This window comes from Bradyrhizobium sp. WSM4873, assembly GCF_055811355.1.
The window spans coordinates 124,309-138,732 of the sequence record NZ_JBVVPS010000021.1 but is presented as its reverse complement, the minus strand read 5'-3'; the positions used below and the strand labels follow the sequence as shown (position 1 = coordinate 138,732).

Annotated in this window: 14 protein-coding genes; 6 read left to right on the top strand and 8 right to left on the bottom strand. The window is 64.4% G+C overall.

Annotation, left to right across the window (positions count from 1 at the left end):
- Nucleotides 1-210 precede the first annotated feature (210 nt).
- From AC0L21_RS25525 to AC0L21_RS25510, 4 genes are all read right to left on the bottom strand, one after another.
- Nucleotides 211-1,824, bottom strand: a complete 1,614-nt coding sequence (locus tag AC0L21_RS25525) for a benzoate-CoA ligase family protein (RefSeq protein ID WP_473264491.1) — start codon at nucleotides 1,822-1,824, stop codon at nucleotides 211-213.
- Nucleotides 1,821-2,960 (bottom strand): FAD-dependent monooxygenase, encoded by a 1,140-nt coding sequence (locus tag AC0L21_RS25520; protein ID WP_007599353.1) that lies wholly within the window; start codon nucleotides 2,958-2,960, stop codon nucleotides 1,821-1,823. Before AC0L21_RS25520 ends, AC0L21_RS25525 begins: the two co-directional genes overlap by 4 nt.
- Before the next feature lie 257 nt (nucleotides 2,961-3,217).
- On the bottom strand, nucleotides 3,218-4,075 hold the full coding sequence (locus AC0L21_RS25515) for a cysteine rich repeat-containing protein (RefSeq protein WP_473264490.1): 858 nt from the start codon (nucleotides 4,073-4,075) through the stop codon (nucleotides 3,218-3,220).
- Between the two features lie 152 nt (nucleotides 4,076-4,227).
- Nucleotides 4,228-5,229: an NADP-dependent oxidoreductase gene (locus AC0L21_RS25510; RefSeq protein WP_473264488.1), complete on the bottom strand. Its 1,002-nt coding sequence runs from the start codon at nucleotides 5,227-5,229 to the stop codon at nucleotides 4,228-4,230.
- A 207-nt stretch (nucleotides 5,230-5,436) separates the two neighbouring features.
- On the opposite strand from AC0L21_RS25510, the gene AC0L21_RS25505 reads away from it, so the two are divergent.
- Both AC0L21_RS25505 and AC0L21_RS25500 read left to right on the top strand, forming a co-directional pair.
- On the top strand, nucleotides 5,437-6,732 hold the full coding sequence (locus AC0L21_RS25505; RefSeq protein ID WP_473264485.1) for a dicarboxylate/amino acid:cation symporter: 1,296 nt from the start codon (nucleotides 5,437-5,439) through the stop codon (nucleotides 6,730-6,732).
- Nucleotides 6,733-6,744: 12 nt separating this feature from the next.
- Entirely contained in the window at nucleotides 6,745-7,668 is a 924-nt protein-coding gene (locus tag AC0L21_RS25500) for an amino acid ABC transporter substrate-binding protein (RefSeq protein ID WP_473264484.1), read from the top strand.
- 67 nt (nucleotides 7,669-7,735) lie between these two features.
- On the opposite strand, the gene AC0L21_RS25495 is transcribed toward AC0L21_RS25500, so the two are convergent.
- The 4 genes from AC0L21_RS25495 to AC0L21_RS25480 form a co-directional block, all read right to left on the bottom strand.
- Nucleotides 7,736-8,101 (bottom strand): nuclear transport factor 2 family protein, encoded by a 366-nt coding sequence (locus tag AC0L21_RS25495; protein ID WP_473264483.1) that lies wholly within the window; start codon nucleotides 8,099-8,101, stop codon nucleotides 7,736-7,738.
- 109 nt (nucleotides 8,102-8,210) lie between these two features.
- A complete protein-coding gene (locus AC0L21_RS25490; protein WP_007599359.1) occupies nucleotides 8,211-8,561 on the bottom strand; it encodes a RidA family protein in 351 nt (116 codons plus the stop codon).
- Between the two features lie 114 nt (nucleotides 8,562-8,675).
- Nucleotides 8,676-9,596, bottom strand: a complete 921-nt coding sequence (locus tag AC0L21_RS25485) for an extracellular catalytic domain type 1 short-chain-length polyhydroxyalkanoate depolymerase (RefSeq protein WP_473264482.1) — start codon at nucleotides 9,594-9,596, stop codon at nucleotides 8,676-8,678.
- The gene (locus AC0L21_RS25480) at nucleotides 9,597-11,255 is read right to left on the bottom strand and encodes an FAD-binding dehydrogenase (protein WP_473264497.1); all 1,659 of its coding nucleotides are present in this window, start codon (nucleotides 11,253-11,255) and stop codon (nucleotides 9,597-9,599) included. It abuts the gene before it with no gap.
- 292 nt (nucleotides 11,256-11,547) lie between these two features.
- Between AC0L21_RS25480 and AC0L21_RS25475 the strand changes: the two genes are divergently transcribed.
- The 4 genes from AC0L21_RS25475 (at nucleotide 11,548) to AC0L21_RS25460 (ending at nucleotide 14,265) form a co-directional block, all read left to right on the top strand.
- Nucleotides 11,548-12,018 carry a Clp protease/crotonase-like domain-containing protein gene (locus AC0L21_RS25475; protein ID WP_018453000.1) on the top strand — a complete coding sequence of 157 codons (471 nt, stop codon included), beginning with the start codon at nucleotides 11,548-11,550 and terminating at the stop codon, nucleotides 12,016-12,018.
- Between the two features lie 263 nt (nucleotides 12,019-12,281).
- On the top strand, nucleotides 12,282-12,476 hold the full coding sequence (locus tag AC0L21_RS25470) for a hypothetical protein (protein ID WP_473264481.1): 195 nt from the start codon (nucleotides 12,282-12,284) through the stop codon (nucleotides 12,474-12,476).
- A 24-nt stretch (nucleotides 12,477-12,500) separates the two neighbouring features.
- Complete coding sequence (locus AC0L21_RS25465; RefSeq protein ID WP_473264480.1) at nucleotides 12,501-13,088, top strand: SCO family protein; 588 nt, start codon at nucleotides 12,501-12,503, stop codon at nucleotides 13,086-13,088.
- A 241-nt stretch (nucleotides 13,089-13,329) separates the two neighbouring features.
- A complete protein-coding gene (locus AC0L21_RS25460) occupies nucleotides 13,330-14,265 on the top strand; it encodes a transporter substrate-binding domain-containing protein (RefSeq protein WP_473264479.1) in 936 nt (311 codons plus the stop codon).
- Nucleotides 14,266-14,424 lie beyond the last annotated feature (159 nt).

The following is a 14,424-nucleotide window of genomic DNA, read 5'->3' as shown; positions in this document are numbered from 1 at the left end:
ACGGTTTCCCGATTCTGGAATCCCCAGATGCCGCTCTGAGTCAATCCGCCGCACCAGATATGTGCATGCCCTAGGGCGAAGGCCGGGACCCATAACCACCGAGTTCGGTTTGGCGAAGACAGGTGGTGACCAGCTCGCGCTAATAACTCCCACTCGGCGTATGGGTCCCGGCCTTCGCCGGACGACAGCGAGAGTGAGCAACACCGCCGCTCACATCCGCAACAGCGCCTGCCGGTCGATCTTCCCCGTGCCCGTCTTCGGCAGCTCGTCGATGAAGATCACTTCGCGGGGATATTTGTAGGGAAGCAGCTTGCCCTTCACGTAATCCTGCAGCCGTCGTGTCGCTTCGCTTTGATCAGCCGCGCGGCTGTTCATCACCACGACCGCCTTCAGCGTCATGCGCCGGTCCGGCAGCTCGGCGGCGAACACCGCACATTCGCGGATGTCCGGGTGGTCGGCGAGGCACAGCTCGACCTCGAGCGGATAGACCCACTGGCCGGAGATCTTGATGAGATCGTCGGCGCGGCCGCGGAAGAAGTGAAAGCCATCGGCATCGCGGACGAAGCGGTCGCCGGTGTAGATCCAGCCGCCTTCGCGGATGGTCTCGGCGGATTTGTCCGGCCGGTTCCAGTACAGCGGCGTGTTGGAATCGCCGCGCACCCACAAGATGCCTTCCTCGTCGTCGGCGACATCGCGGCCGTCCTTGTCGCGCAGCGCGACCTCATAACCGGGCACGCGCAGGCCGGCGGCGCCGAGCTTCTTCCGCTCGGGACGGTTGGAGAGATAGATGTGCAGCACCTCGGTCGAGCCGAGGCCTTCTACGATCTCGAGACCGGTGAGCGTCTTCCAGCCGTTGAAGACGTCGGCCGAGAGCACTTCGGCGGCCGAGAGCGCCATGCGCAGGAACGAGAAGTCGGTCCTGTCGGCACTCTCGGCCTTGGTCAGCGATGTATAGAGCGTCGGCAGGCCGAAGAAGACCGTCGGCTTGTACTGCTCGATCGCCGAAAAGATCGCCGCGGGCTTCGGCTGGCCCGGCAACAGCAGCGTCGTCGCGCCCGCCGAGAACGGGAAGGTGATCGCGTTGCCAAAGCCATAGGCGAAGAAGATTTTTGGCACCGAGAAGCAGATGTCATCCGGCGTCAGCTTCAAGACGTTCTGCGCAAAAGCGACCTCGCTATAGGCCATGTCGTGCTGGAGATGCACGATGCCCTTGGGCCGGCCAGTGGATCCGGACGAGTACATCCAGAACGCCATCTCGTTGCGATGCGTGTCGGCTTCCGCAAGTTCGGACGGAAATTGCGGCAGCCAATTGGCGGCGGAAACGGCGTTCGGCGCGGCGTGATCGCCCACGGCGCCATTGACAACGACCAAGGTGTGCAGGCTCGTGTCCTTGCACGCCTCGGCGTTGAAACGTGCACAGAACTCGGCGTCCGCCACCGCGACAGAAGCGCCGGAATCGGCGAGATAGAATTGCAGCAGATCCGGCGGCGTCAGCGTGTTGATCAGCAACGGCACGAAGCCGGCGCGCACCGCACCGAAGAACGCGGCCGGATAGGCCGGGGTGTCGTCGAGGAACAGCAGCACGCGATCGCCGCGCTTGAGGCCGAGCGAGGCAAAGCCGTTGCCCCAGCGGCAGGCTTCCGCGCAGAGCTCGGCGTAGGTGCGCGTGCCCGCGGGGCCAATGAGCGCGAGCTTGTCGCCGCATCCTCTCGCGAGATTGTCGAATAGCACGCGGCTGGCATTGTAGACCTGCGGAACGGAAAAGCCGATCTCGCGTGCGCCCGCGCAGTCGGCGGGCACCTGGTCGTGAATCTGCTCGCTCATGCCTCGTCCCCACCGTTCTTGGCGGCTTCGTAGCGCGCCATGAAGGCCGGCGACATCGCGCGCAGGCGGGAGTCGTCGATGCGGCCTGAGCGGGTGATGTAGCTGTAGGCAAAGTCCATCAGGCCCTGCTGCATGTGCTGAGCAAAGTGCTCGTACCAGAAAGCGCTGGTCCGCGCGGCGTTGACGAGCTTCTGCACCACCGGCTTTCGGGCGGCCTGGTAGCGATGCAGGGCGGTGGAGAGATGCGCATCCGACTCCAGCGCCTTGACCAGCGCAATGGCGTCCTCGATCGCGAGCCGCGTGCCCGAGCCGATCGAGAAATGCGCCGAGTGCAGCGCGTCGCCGAGCAGCACCATGTTCTTGAACGACCAGTGCTCGTTCCAGACCCAGGGGAAGTTGCGCCAGACCGATTTGTTGGAAACCAGCGAGCGGCCGCCGAGCGTGTCGGCGAACACCTCCTCGCAGACACCTTTGGACTGCTCCACGTCCTTGTAGGCGAAACCGTAGGCCTGCCACGTCGCATGATCGCATTCGACCAGGAACGTGCTCATGGTTGGCGAGTAGCGGTAGTGGTGGGCGTTGAAGGCGCCGCGGTCGGTCTTTACGAAGGTCTGCGACAGCGTGTCGAAACGCTTCGAGGTGCCGTACCAGACGAACTTGTTGGAGGAGTAGGACAGCGAGGTGCCGAAATCGCCCTCGAAGGCGCGGCGTACCAGCGAGTTCAGCCCGTCGGCGGCGACGATCAGATCATGGCCGTTGAGCTGGTCGATCGCATGAATCGGCGTATCGAAGCGCGGGGTGACGCCGACATCGAGCGCGCGCTGCTGCAGGAAACGCAAGAGCTCGAGCCGGCCGATCGAGGAGAAGCCGACGCCGTCGATGGCGACGCTGTCGCCGCTCAGGTTCAGCGTGATGTTCTCCCAGCTCTCCATGTGCGGCGCGATCGCGTCGACCGTCTCGGGGTCGTCGGCGCGCAGGAATTCCAGGGCCTGGTCCGAGAACACGACGCCAAAGCCCCAGGTCGCGTCGGCCGGGTTCTGTTCGAACAGGTCGACTTGATCCTCGGGGTGACGCTTCTTCCAGAGATAAGCGAAGTAGAGCCCACCGGGCCCCCCGCCAATCACGGCGATCCGCAACGTCTGTCCTCCCTGATTGACAGTATACTTACTATCTAGGGGTAGACTAATGTGCTCCGGTCGCCCGCGCCAGCGGAATTATCGGCAAAGCGCGGGCGCGCCGAGGCTTGTGCCCGGACGCGCGTTTGGCGGCGGGTCCGAAGCAGTGAGTGCGAAGCATAGCCAAACCGCGCCGGCTTGGCCATCCGCACGTCAGACGCAGCACTTTACCAGCCGCCGTTCACCACGGTGGTGCAGCTGCCGGACGGCTCGCTTCTCTAGCGTGCGGCAAACGGCGCCAGAACGTCCTTGCAGGCGGGCGACAGCGAAGCGGCATTGTTGGCAACGCATTGGATGATCCGACCGCCACCTGGCGCCACGCTGCCGCACAGCGTGCGGACATCCTCGCGACATGCGGACTGGACGATGAACAGCTCTTCGCGCGGCCGCAGCGGGCGCAGCACGATAACGGCAGGCGCGGCTGCCGGTGCAGCTGCCGCAGGAGCTGCGCCCGCAGGTGCCGCCGTGGCTGCCGCGCCACCGCCGGCCGCGGCGCTCACGGCCTTCTCGCAGGCCGGCGAAACCTTTGCCTTGTTCTTCTCCAGGCATTCGAGTGCGGGCGCGCCGCCCGGTGGCACGCTGGCGCACACTTTGGGATAATCGGCGCGGCACGCGCTCTTGACGGCAGCGACCTGCGCGCTGCTCGGCTGTTTGGCTGCCGCGGCCTTCGGCGCGGCTCCAGATGCCGGCTTTGCCGCGGGAGCGGATTCAGCCTTCGGCGCGGCAGGCGCGGCCTCCGCCTTGGGGGCAGCCTCCTTGGGGGCAGTCTCTTTGGGTGCAGCCTCGGTCTTCGGCGCGGCTTCGGTCTTCGGCGCCGCAGCAGGCTCGACGGCACGAACCGCGGTTTGGCATCCCGATGACAGGCTGGACATGTTCTTCTGCAGGCATTGATAGGCCTCCACGCCGCCGGGCGTAACGCTCGCGCAGTGCGCCATGAAGTCCGAGCGGCATGCGGAGCGGATCGCGCTCTTCTGCGCCTCGCTCGGTGCTTGTGCGAATGCGCCTGCTGCAGTTGCGAAGAGAGTCGCCACCAGCAACGCCCCGCGTGCCGACGTATGTTTCAACATGTTGAACATCTGAGTGAATTCCTGCCCTGTCGGTAACGCCGACAATTTTTCAAATGTGATGCAAACAATCGTCGCGGGTGATGTCGCGCGCGGCATCATTGGCCGCCGCGACCTCTACCGCAAGTAGATATTGGCTTTGCAATTGCGACGTAACTAGGTCGTCAGAGCTTGACCATGCGCTTGCCGCGGTTCTCGCCCGCCAGCAATCCGATCAGCGCCTTCGGCGTGTTCTCGAGGCCGTCGATGATATCCTCCTGCACCTTCAGCTTGCCGGATCTGACCCAGGCCTGGAGGTCGGCGAGCGCTCGCTGGCTTTCCTTCATGTAGTCCATCACGATGAAGCCCTGCATGACGAGCCGCTTCACCACGATCAGGCCGGGCACGCCGCGCGGGCCGTGTGCCGAGGGCGCGCCGTCATATTGCGAGATCGCGCCGCAGCAGGCGATGCGGCCGTAATTGTTCATCTGCGGCAGGCACGCTTCGAGAATGTCGCCGCCAACATTGTCGAAATAGACGTCGATGCCCTTCGGCGCCGCCGCGCGCAGCGCCTTGAACACCGCGCCGTCCTTGTAGTCCACGGCCGCATCGAAGCCGAGCTCGGAGGTCAGCCAGCTGCATTTCTCGGCACCGCCGGCGATGCCGATGACGCGACATCCCTTGATCTTCGCGATCTGCCCGACGATCGAGCCGACCGAGCCTGCAGCCGCGGAGACCACGACGGTCTCGCCTTCCTTGGGTTTGCCGATCTCCAGCAGGCCGAAATAGGCGGTGAGGCCGGCGATGCCGAACACGCTGAGCAGATGCGTCATCGGCTCGAGCTTCGGCATCTTGGTGAGATGCTTGGCGGGCACTGCCGCCAACTCCTGCCAGCCGGTGTCACCAAACACGATGTCGCCCGGCGCAAGCCCCGGCGCCTTCGAGCTGACGACCTCGGCGATGGCGCCGCCGGCCATCACGCTGTTGGCTTCGACTGCTGAGCGATAGGTTGCGCCGTGCATCCAGGCGCGGTTGGCGGCGTCGAGCGAGATGTAACGCACGCGCAGCAAGGCCTCGCCGTCCTTCGGCTCAGGCACCGCACCTTCGACCATCTTGAAGTGCTCGGGGCCGAGCTTGCCGCTGGGCTTTTCCACCAGAAGAATCTGACGATTGACGCTGCCGCTCATGATGTTTCCCCTCGGTCGTTTGACGATTATTGATGCAGCTGCCGCAAGAAAAAAGTGCAAGCCGCATTCGTTGTGCGCTGCATGAAGCTAGATCGCGGGCGCCAGTTTCGCAACGGGAACATCCGCCCCGACGGTCGCACGCCAAGCGTGTTGCGCGGCCGTCATATCTGCGACATCATGAAGCGGTCGATGTAGCGGGGGTGTTCAATGTCGAACAGGTTTACGCAATTCATTCTGGTGGCGATGGTGCTCGGCATCATCATGGGCGCGGCGATCTACAATTTCCTGCCCGACACGCGGGGCGATTGGGCCTCGTCCATCAACCTGATCGCCGTGATTTTCCTGCGCCTGATCAAGATGATCATCGCGCCGCTGGTGTTTGCGACGCTGGTCGGCGGCATTGCTCATATGGGCTCGGGCTCCAAGCTCGGCCGCATCTTCGCCAAGACCATGGGCTGGTTCGTCAGCGCCTCTTTCGTCTCGCTGATGCTCGGCCTCGTGATGGTCAATCTGCTCCAGCCCGGCGCGAACTTCCCCGGTACCCTGCCCGACAAGGCGCAGTCGACCGGCCTGCCGGTTTCCGCCTTCTCGATCGAAAAATTCCTGACCCATCTGATCCCGACCTCGATCGCGGATGCGATGGCGCAGAACGAGATCCTGCAGATCGTGATCTTCGCCGTGTTCTTCTCGGTGGCGATGGGCTCGATGCCTGAGCGTTCCAAGCCGATCCTGGCGCTGATCGACGATATCGGCCACATCATGCTCAAGGTGACGGGCTATGTGATGATGTTCGCGCCGTTCGCCGTCTGGGCCGCCATCACCGCGACGGTTGCCAAGAACGGCCTGCTGGTGCTCTGGAAGCTCATCGTCTTCATGGGTGGCTTCTATCTCTCGCTCGCGCTCCTGTGGGGCATCCTGGTGGTCGTGGGCTTCATCGTGATCGGGCCGCGCTACGCCCATCTGCTGAAGCTGATCCGCGAGCCGCTGATGATCGCATTCTCCACGGCGAGTTCCGAAGCGGCCTATCCGAAGACGCTGGAGGGGCTGAACAAGTTCGGTGCTTCGTCGCGGATATCGAGCTTCGTGCTGCCGCTCGGCTATTCCTTCAATCTCGACGGCACGATGATGTACTGCACCTTCGCGAGCATCTTCATCGCGCAGAGCTACCACATCGACATGCCGCTCGGCACCCAGCTCGCGATGCTGGCGACCCTGATGATCACCTCGAAGGGCGTCGCCGGCGTGCCGCGCGCCTCCCTCGTCGTGATCGCCTCGACGCTGTCGCAATTCGGCATCCCCGAGGCCGGGCTGTTGATGATCATGGGCATCGACACCTTCCTCGACATGGGCCGCAGCGCCACCAACGTGATCGGCAACACACTCGCGACCTCGGTCGTGGCCAAATGGGAGGGCGAGCTCGGGCCCGAGCACGAGCTTGGAGCGGGCGATGCCGTGCCGGGGGACATGATCCCCGGCGAAGTGCCTGCGATGGCCGGCCATTGATCGGAGTGCATCATGCACCTTTCAATGGCGATATCGGGCGGCCTGTTGCTGGCAGCGTGCCAGCTGGCCACGGGTGCCTCCGCCCAGACGACCGGCGGCAGCGAAGGGCTTAGCCCCACGCTGTCAGCGATCAAGACCGCGCACACCGTGCGGCTCGGGTATCGCGAGAGCTCGCCGCCGTTCTCCTTCCTCGACCAGGCCAACCGGCCGATCGGCTACAGCCTCGAGCTCTGCGAGGCGGTCGTCGAGGAGATCGGCGTCGAGGTCGACGATCCAAATCTGAAGATCGCCTACGTCAAGGTCACCTCGGATGACCGCATCGACTCCGTGCTCCAGAACAAGATCGACCTGGAATGCGGCTCGACCACGGCCAATGCCGAGCGCGCCAAGCGCGTCGCCTTCTCGCCGCTGATGTTTGTCGCCGGCACCAAGCTGATGGTGCCGAAGGCGTCCAGCGTCCAGTCACTGACTGATCTGAAGGGAAAGACCATCGTGGTGACGAAGGGCACCACCAACGAGCAGGCGATCCAGGCGGCCGACAAGAAGTCCTCGTTGGGACTGACCATCGTTGTCGGTGCCGATCACGAACAGTCGTACCAGATGCTCGTCGACGGCAAGGCTGATGCGTTCGCGACCGACGACATCCTGCTGTCCAGCCTGATCGTGCGCCACAAGGCGCAGGACAAGTTCCGCGTCACCGGCGATTACCTGTCCTATGATCCCTACGGCATCATGTTCCGCAAGGGCGAACCGCAACTGGCGGCGGTGGTCGATCGCACCTTCCGCAAGCTCGGCTCCAACCACGACCTCGTCCCGCTCTATAATAAATGGTTCACTGCAAGACTTCCGACCGGCGAACGGCTGAACGTGCCGATCTCGCTGCAGCTGGAGGAAGCCTTCAAGGCGATGGACGATTCCGCGAGCGCGAATAATTAGCGCTTGCGGCGAGCCGCTGCGCCCTGCCCCTACAAGGAGAGAGGGCGCAGCAACGATCAGCGCGCGCTCACGCGCCCGCGGGGACCTGGTCCAGAAATCCCGTGACGCTCCTGATGCGGCCGTCCTTCAGCACGGCGAAATCGGTCCCCTTGATCGGGCTGTCGATGCCATCGGGACCAAGGCCCCAACTGAAGCGGACATGGTCGCCGTAGCCGTTGGGCTCGCCGATCAGCTTGAACTTGAAATCGGGAAAGCGCTGCTGCACGCCTGCGATCAGCGCATCGACGCCGTCATGGCCGTCGCCCTTCATCAGGGGGTCGACATAGCTCGCATCCGCCGTCCAGTTCTGGCTCAGCAGTTCGCGCCGGCGATCGGCTGCACGTTCGTTCCAGAGGTCGATATAGCGGCGGGCGATGGTGATGGGGTCGGTCATTGTCGTCTCCTTCGATGGCGCCGTGTTGTTCGGCTGACCCGACTATCGAAGGTTCACGCGCGCTGATCGATTACCTCTGAGGTCGTCAGCGCACGTGAATTTTCCGTACTTACTTCGCCGCCGTGACCATGATTTCGACGGTGTATTGTGCTGCCGCGAGCTTGGCTTCGACGGTGGCGCGCGCCGGCGTGTTGCCGGGCGAGACCCAGGCGTCCCACACCGCGTTCATCTCGCCGAACGTTTTCATGTCGGTGATGTAGATCGTGGCCGAGAGCAGCTTCGACTTGTCGGTGCCGGCCTTGGCGAGATGGCTGTCGATGGTCGCCAGGATGTCCTGGGTCTGCTTCGTCACGCTTTCGCCGGCGGCGTTGTTGGCGACGACACCGGCGAGATAGACGGTGTTGCCGTGCACGACGACCTGGCTCATGCGCGGGCCGGTTTCAAGACGTTGAATGCTCATTGGGGTCTCCTTTGAATGGCGGCCCTGTCTAGCGCAGCGGCCTGTCCTGTGCCACCCCAGGCACGCATGCGTTGCCGGGCACGCATGCGTCGGTGGCCGTGCATGCGTTACGCTTCAGGGAAACTGGCTGAAGAACGTCCAGATCGTCTCGGCGGCGTCGATGTCGCCGTTCTGCGTCCCGAGCAAGCTGGTTGCGACCTTCGGGAAGCGGGCATCGGGAGAAAATCCGGGCATGCGGTGACCGCCTTGATTGATGCGATAAAGCACGACGTCGTGCCCTCCAGGACAGTGCGAGGAGATCCGTGTCACCGTGGATTGGTCTGCGGGCGCCCTGTCGGGCAAATCGGTGATGTCGGAATTATCGGTCTCGCAGCCGTTGAGCTTGCGCCAGAACGCGAGCGTCTCGTCGGTGGACCAGAATCCGTCTGCGGCATAATAGCTCGACCCGCGACCGCCCTCGTAGGGGACCAGCGGATCGGCCGTGCCGTTCATCAGCAGCATCGGCAGTGGCCGCGACGGATGGCACGTGACTGCGGCCTCATCGGTTAGGTTCATGCTCACGCTCGCGGCGGCAGCAAACAGATCGGCCCGGGCGCAGACCAGCGTCATCGCCATGGCGCCGCCATTGGAGACGCCGGTGACATAGACGCGGCGAGGATCGGCGGTGCCGTTCGCCACCAGCTTCTCGACCAGCTTTGTGATGAAGGCGACGTCGTCGGTGCCCGCGGGCGGGCCGCGGAGCGCCGGTCCCGCCTTGGTCCTCGCATCGGTCCAGGCGTGGTTGAGGCCGTCAGGAAAGACCGCGGCAAACCCTTCGCGCCTTGCGACCTGCGGCCATGCCGTGCGCGTCATCATGTCGGCGCCGCGCTGGGTCTTGCCGTGCAGCACGACCACGAGCGGCACCAGCCGCTTCGCCGGCAGTTGCACGGTGTAGGACCGCTTCACGCCGTCGATGTCGATCGTATCGGCGGACGCAGCCGAGGCGGCGGCCAATGCCGCAACAACCGCCGCGATGCGCATCCGCCGCCGCATCATCTAGCCCACGGCCTTCGCCGCGGCCCGGCCCGCATTGCGGCCCGAGAACAGGCAGCCGCCGAGGAACGTGCCTTCCAGCGAACGATAGCCGTGCACGCCGCCGCCGCCGAAGCCGGCGGCTTCGCCCGCTGCATAGAGGCCGGGGATGACGCTGCCCTCCTCGCCGAACACGCGCGAAGAGAGGTCGGTCTCGAAACCGCCCAGCGTCTTGCGGGTGAGGATGTTGAGCTTGACCGCGATCAGCGGCCCTTGCGCGGGATCGAGGATGCGGTGAGGGGAGGCGGTGCGGATCAGTCTGTCGCCGATATAGCGCCGCGCATTGTGAATGTTCATCACCTGCGCATCCTTGACGTAAGGGTTGGCGATCTCACGGTCGCGCGCCTCGATCTGCATCCTGATGTGCTCGAGCTTGAGGAGGTCGCTGCCGGCCAGCTTGTTCATGGCCGCAACGAGATCCTCGATCTTGTCGCGCACGATGAAGTCGACACCATGGCTTTTGAACGCTTCCACCGGCGCCGGTGCGCCCTTGTTGGTGGCGCGCTTGATTGTCATGCGCCAGCTCTTGCCGGTGAGGTCGGGGTTCTGCTCCGAACCCGACAGCGCAAACTCCTTCTTGATGATGCTCTGGGTCAGGATGAACCAGGAATAATCGTAGCCGGTGGACATGATGTAGTGGAGCTGGCCGAGTGTGTCGGAGCCGGGAAACAACGGCGCCGGCAAGCGCGTGCCGGTGGCGTCGAACCACATCGAGGAGGGGCCGGGCAGGATGCGGATGCCGTGGCGCGGCCAGATCGGTGACCAGTTCTGGATGCCTTCGACATAATGCCACATGCGGTCGCGGTTGATCAGCCGCGCGCCTGTTTTCTCGGTGATGCCGATCATGCGGCCGTCGACATGCTCGGGCACGCCGGAGATCATGAATTTGGGTGGCGCGCCGAGCCGCTTCGGCCAGTTCTGCCGCACCAGCTCGTGATTGCCGCCGATGCCGCCCGAGGCGACGATCACGGCTTGCGCCTTCAACGCAAACTGGCCGACGACGTTGCGCGATGAGCTCTTGCCGCGCTCGACATTATCCGGGGCGAGAATGGCACCGCCGACGCCGTCCACCGTGCCGTTGGTGATCGAGAGCGCATCGACGCGATGGCGGAACCGAAAGCTCAGCCGGCCGCTTTTGACGGCCTCGCGCGCGCGGCGCTCGAACGGCTCGACGATGCCGGGCCCGGTGCCCCAGGTGACATGAAAGCGCGGCACCGAATTGCCGTGGCCCATCGCGTCATAGCCGCCGCGCTCGGCCCATCCGACCACGGGGAAAATGCGATGGCCCATCGCGCGCAGCCACGCACGCTTCTCGCCGGCCGCGAATGCCACATAGGCCTCGGCCCATTGCCGCGGCCAGAAATCCTCGTCGCGGTCGAAGCCGGCGGTGCCAAGCCAGTCCTGCATCGCGAGGTCGAATGAGTCCTTGATGCCGAGCCGGCGCTGCTCCGGCGAATCGACCAGGAACAATCCGCCGAATGACCAGAACGCCTGGCCGCCGAGCGACTGCTCGCCCTCCTGGTCGACCACGATCACGCGCTTGCCGGCGTCCGCGATCTCGGTTGCGGCCACGAGGCCCGACAGTCCTGCGCCGACAACGATGACGTCAGTCTCTTCAGCCATCTGTTCGGCCATATTTTTCCCCCTCCATGTGCTCCCCCTCCACAGGTTCCCCCCTGTAGTTGCCCGGATTGAAGCCGGCGGTTGCAACTGAGATCAAGAGGACGGCGCGTAAGACATCGTTAACTTGTTCCACTTCGGGAAAAAGACCGGCTGAGTGCAGCGCCGGCGCAACACTGGATTTGAATTTGTTTTGAGCGAGCCGGCATGCCTAGACAAAACCGCGGTTACGACGGACCCTAGCAGGGCATCACCACCTGACACACAGATTCGAATTCGACTGGGGCGGGGGCCAATGAAGTTTCTGACGGGGTTGCTTGCGGCGGTTCTCCTGATCGCGAGCATGGGCGCTTCTCACGCGGTGGTTCGGATCGCGGATGACCGCGGTGGCCGGATCGGAACCTACGTCGACAAATACCAGGACCTGCGACAGTCGGGCGACACCGTCATCATCGACGGTCTCTGCGCCTCTGCCTGCACCATCGTCCTCGGCGCCATCCCGCCTGACCGAATCTGCGTGACGTCGCACGCGACACTGGGCTTCCACGCCGCGTGGGATTTCGGCAGCAACGGCCGCGCCGTCACCAATACCGAAGCGACCCAGATGCTCTATGCGATGTATCCCTCGCAGGTGAAGCGCTGGATCAACCAGCGCGGCGGCCTCACGCCGCATATGCTCTTCCTGAAGGGCAGGCAGCTCCAGGCCATGTACAAGCCCTGCTACCTCGACGCGCAGGCCTCGGCCAACAAGCCATCGTCAAGATAGGCCCGGCGGTCGTCGCTTCCGTTCAACCCTGATCCTTCGTCATGGCCGGGCTTGTCCCGGCCATCCACGTTCTTGGGCCGGGCGAGAATTACGTGGATGCCCGGGTCTTTGCCTCGCCGAAGCGGCTTCGGCCGCGCAGGCGGGACAAGCCAGGGCATGACGAGGAATGGCGACGGCCGAACGTCGCCGTTCACGTAAGCTTGCCCGGCCACGCCCCAGCGCCTATTTGAGAGCCAAGGGAACCCTTCACCCCGATCGTTGTCATGGCTCAACCACTGCACCCCGCCCATCCTGTATCGGACAATTCGCCCACTGCCGGCCGGACGCCGGTCGTGCTGCTGTTGGCCGGTGCTGGCGTTGGAGGCTTGGTTGTGCTCGGTGCGCTCGCACTCTGGTTCCACTATGGCAGCCAAGTGTTCTTCGAAATGATCAGGACCGGTTTCGCCGCCTGCTTCTGACCCGCGACAGGAAGTTTTCCGCCCATGAGCTCCACCCGTCCGCTGGTGATCGCGACCGCCTTCGCCGCAAGCCTCGTCCTTGGTCTCCTGATCGTATTCTGGGCGATGGGCGGGGTCAGCAAGGTGGCGCAGCCGGCCGCGATCGGCGGCCCGTTCCAGCTCACCGACCAGAACGGCAAGGCCGTCACCGACAAGAGCCTCAAGGGCAAGCCGACCCTGATCTTCTTCGGCTACACCCATTGCCCCGACGTCTGCCCGACCTCGCTGTTCGAGATTTCGGAAGTGCTGCGTGCGATGGGCAAGGACGCTGACAAGGTCAATGCCGTCTTCATCTCGGTCGATCCCGAGCGCGATACGCAGGCCGCGATGAAGGATTATCTGTCGAGCTTCGACCCGCACCTCGAAGGCCTGAGCGGCGATCCTGCCGAGACCGCCAAGGTGATCACCTCCTACCGCGTCTACGCCAAGAAGGTCCCGACCAAGGACGGCGACTACACCATGGACCACACCGCGCTGATCTATCTGATGGATCGCGACGGCCGCTTCGTCTCGCCGTTCAACCTGAAGCGCACGCCGGAAGAAGCCGCGGTGGACTTGAAGCGGTATTTGTAAGTTTGGCGGACTGATCGCGCGGCGTACTCGGTAACCTCTCCCGCTTGCGGGAGAGGTCGGCGCGACGCGCCGGGTGAGGGCTCTCTCCACGCAGGGGCTCTCGCCTGCGGACACACCCTCTCCCCGACCCTTCCCCGCAAGCGGGGGAGGGAGCGCACCGTGGCCGCAATCCGCGCTCGCGTTCCCGGCCGGATGGGCTATAAGGCCCTCCGATCCCAACGAAAATCGTTCATTTCAGCCGATGGCTCCATCGCAACAGGCGAAATCGTCCAAATCCGCCCGCGGCTTGCTGACCGGGCTGGTCGTCGGCGTCTGCGTGCTCGTTGCTGCGCCGTGCGTGCAGGCGCAGGCTCCGGCCAAGCAGCCCCCAACGGCACCGCAAGCCTCACCTCAGGTCGCGCCGCAAGCCGCTCCCCAGGCGGTGCCGGGCTTCTGGGACCCGCGGCGGCGGCCGGAACGGCCGGACCTGTCGCGCCTGACCGTGATCCGTTTCCTGACCGAAACTGACTATCCGCCGTTCAACTATACCGGCGCCGACGGCAATCCGGCCGGCTTCAACGTCGATTTCGCCCGCGCTCTGTGCGAGGAGATCAAGGTCACCTGCACGGTGCAGATGCGCCGCTTCGAGACGCTGGTTGATGCGCTCGCCTCCAACCGGGGCGACGCCATCATCGCCTCGATGGCGGTGAGCCCGCAGCTCCGCGCCCGCGTCGACTTCACCGATCCCTACTATCGCGTGCCAGCGCGCTTCGCCTCGCGCAAGGACGCGGTGATGCCGGAGATCCGGCCCGAATATCTCGAGGGCAAGAAGGTCGGCGTCATCGCCGGCTCCGCGCATGAAGCCTATCTCAAGGCGATGTTCACCGACGCCGAGCTGCATCCCTATCCCAACGACGACGCGATGCGCGCCGCGCTTCGCAAGGGCGAGGTCGACTTCATCTTCGGCGACGCCATCGCACTCGCGTTCTGGATCAACGGCACCGATTCCGGCGATTGCTGCGCCTTCTCTGGCGGTCCCTTCGTCGAAAGCCGCTTCTTCGGCGAAGGCATCGGAATCGCCGTGCGCAAGGGCAACGACGTGCTGCGTCAGGCCCTGAACTGGGCGATGTTCCGCGTCTGGGAGAAGGGCCGCTACACCGATCTGTGGCTGCGGTATTTCTCGGTGAGCCCGTTCTAGTCCCACGCGCCGTTACCAATTCCTCATCCTGAGGAGCTTGCGTAGCAAGCGTCTCGAAGGATGACGGCCCCGCTGTTGGCCGCTCGGTTCGAGACGTGCGCTTCGCGGGGCCCCTCAGGATGAGGATATGTCGTATCTGCGACACCGGCGCATTAACCG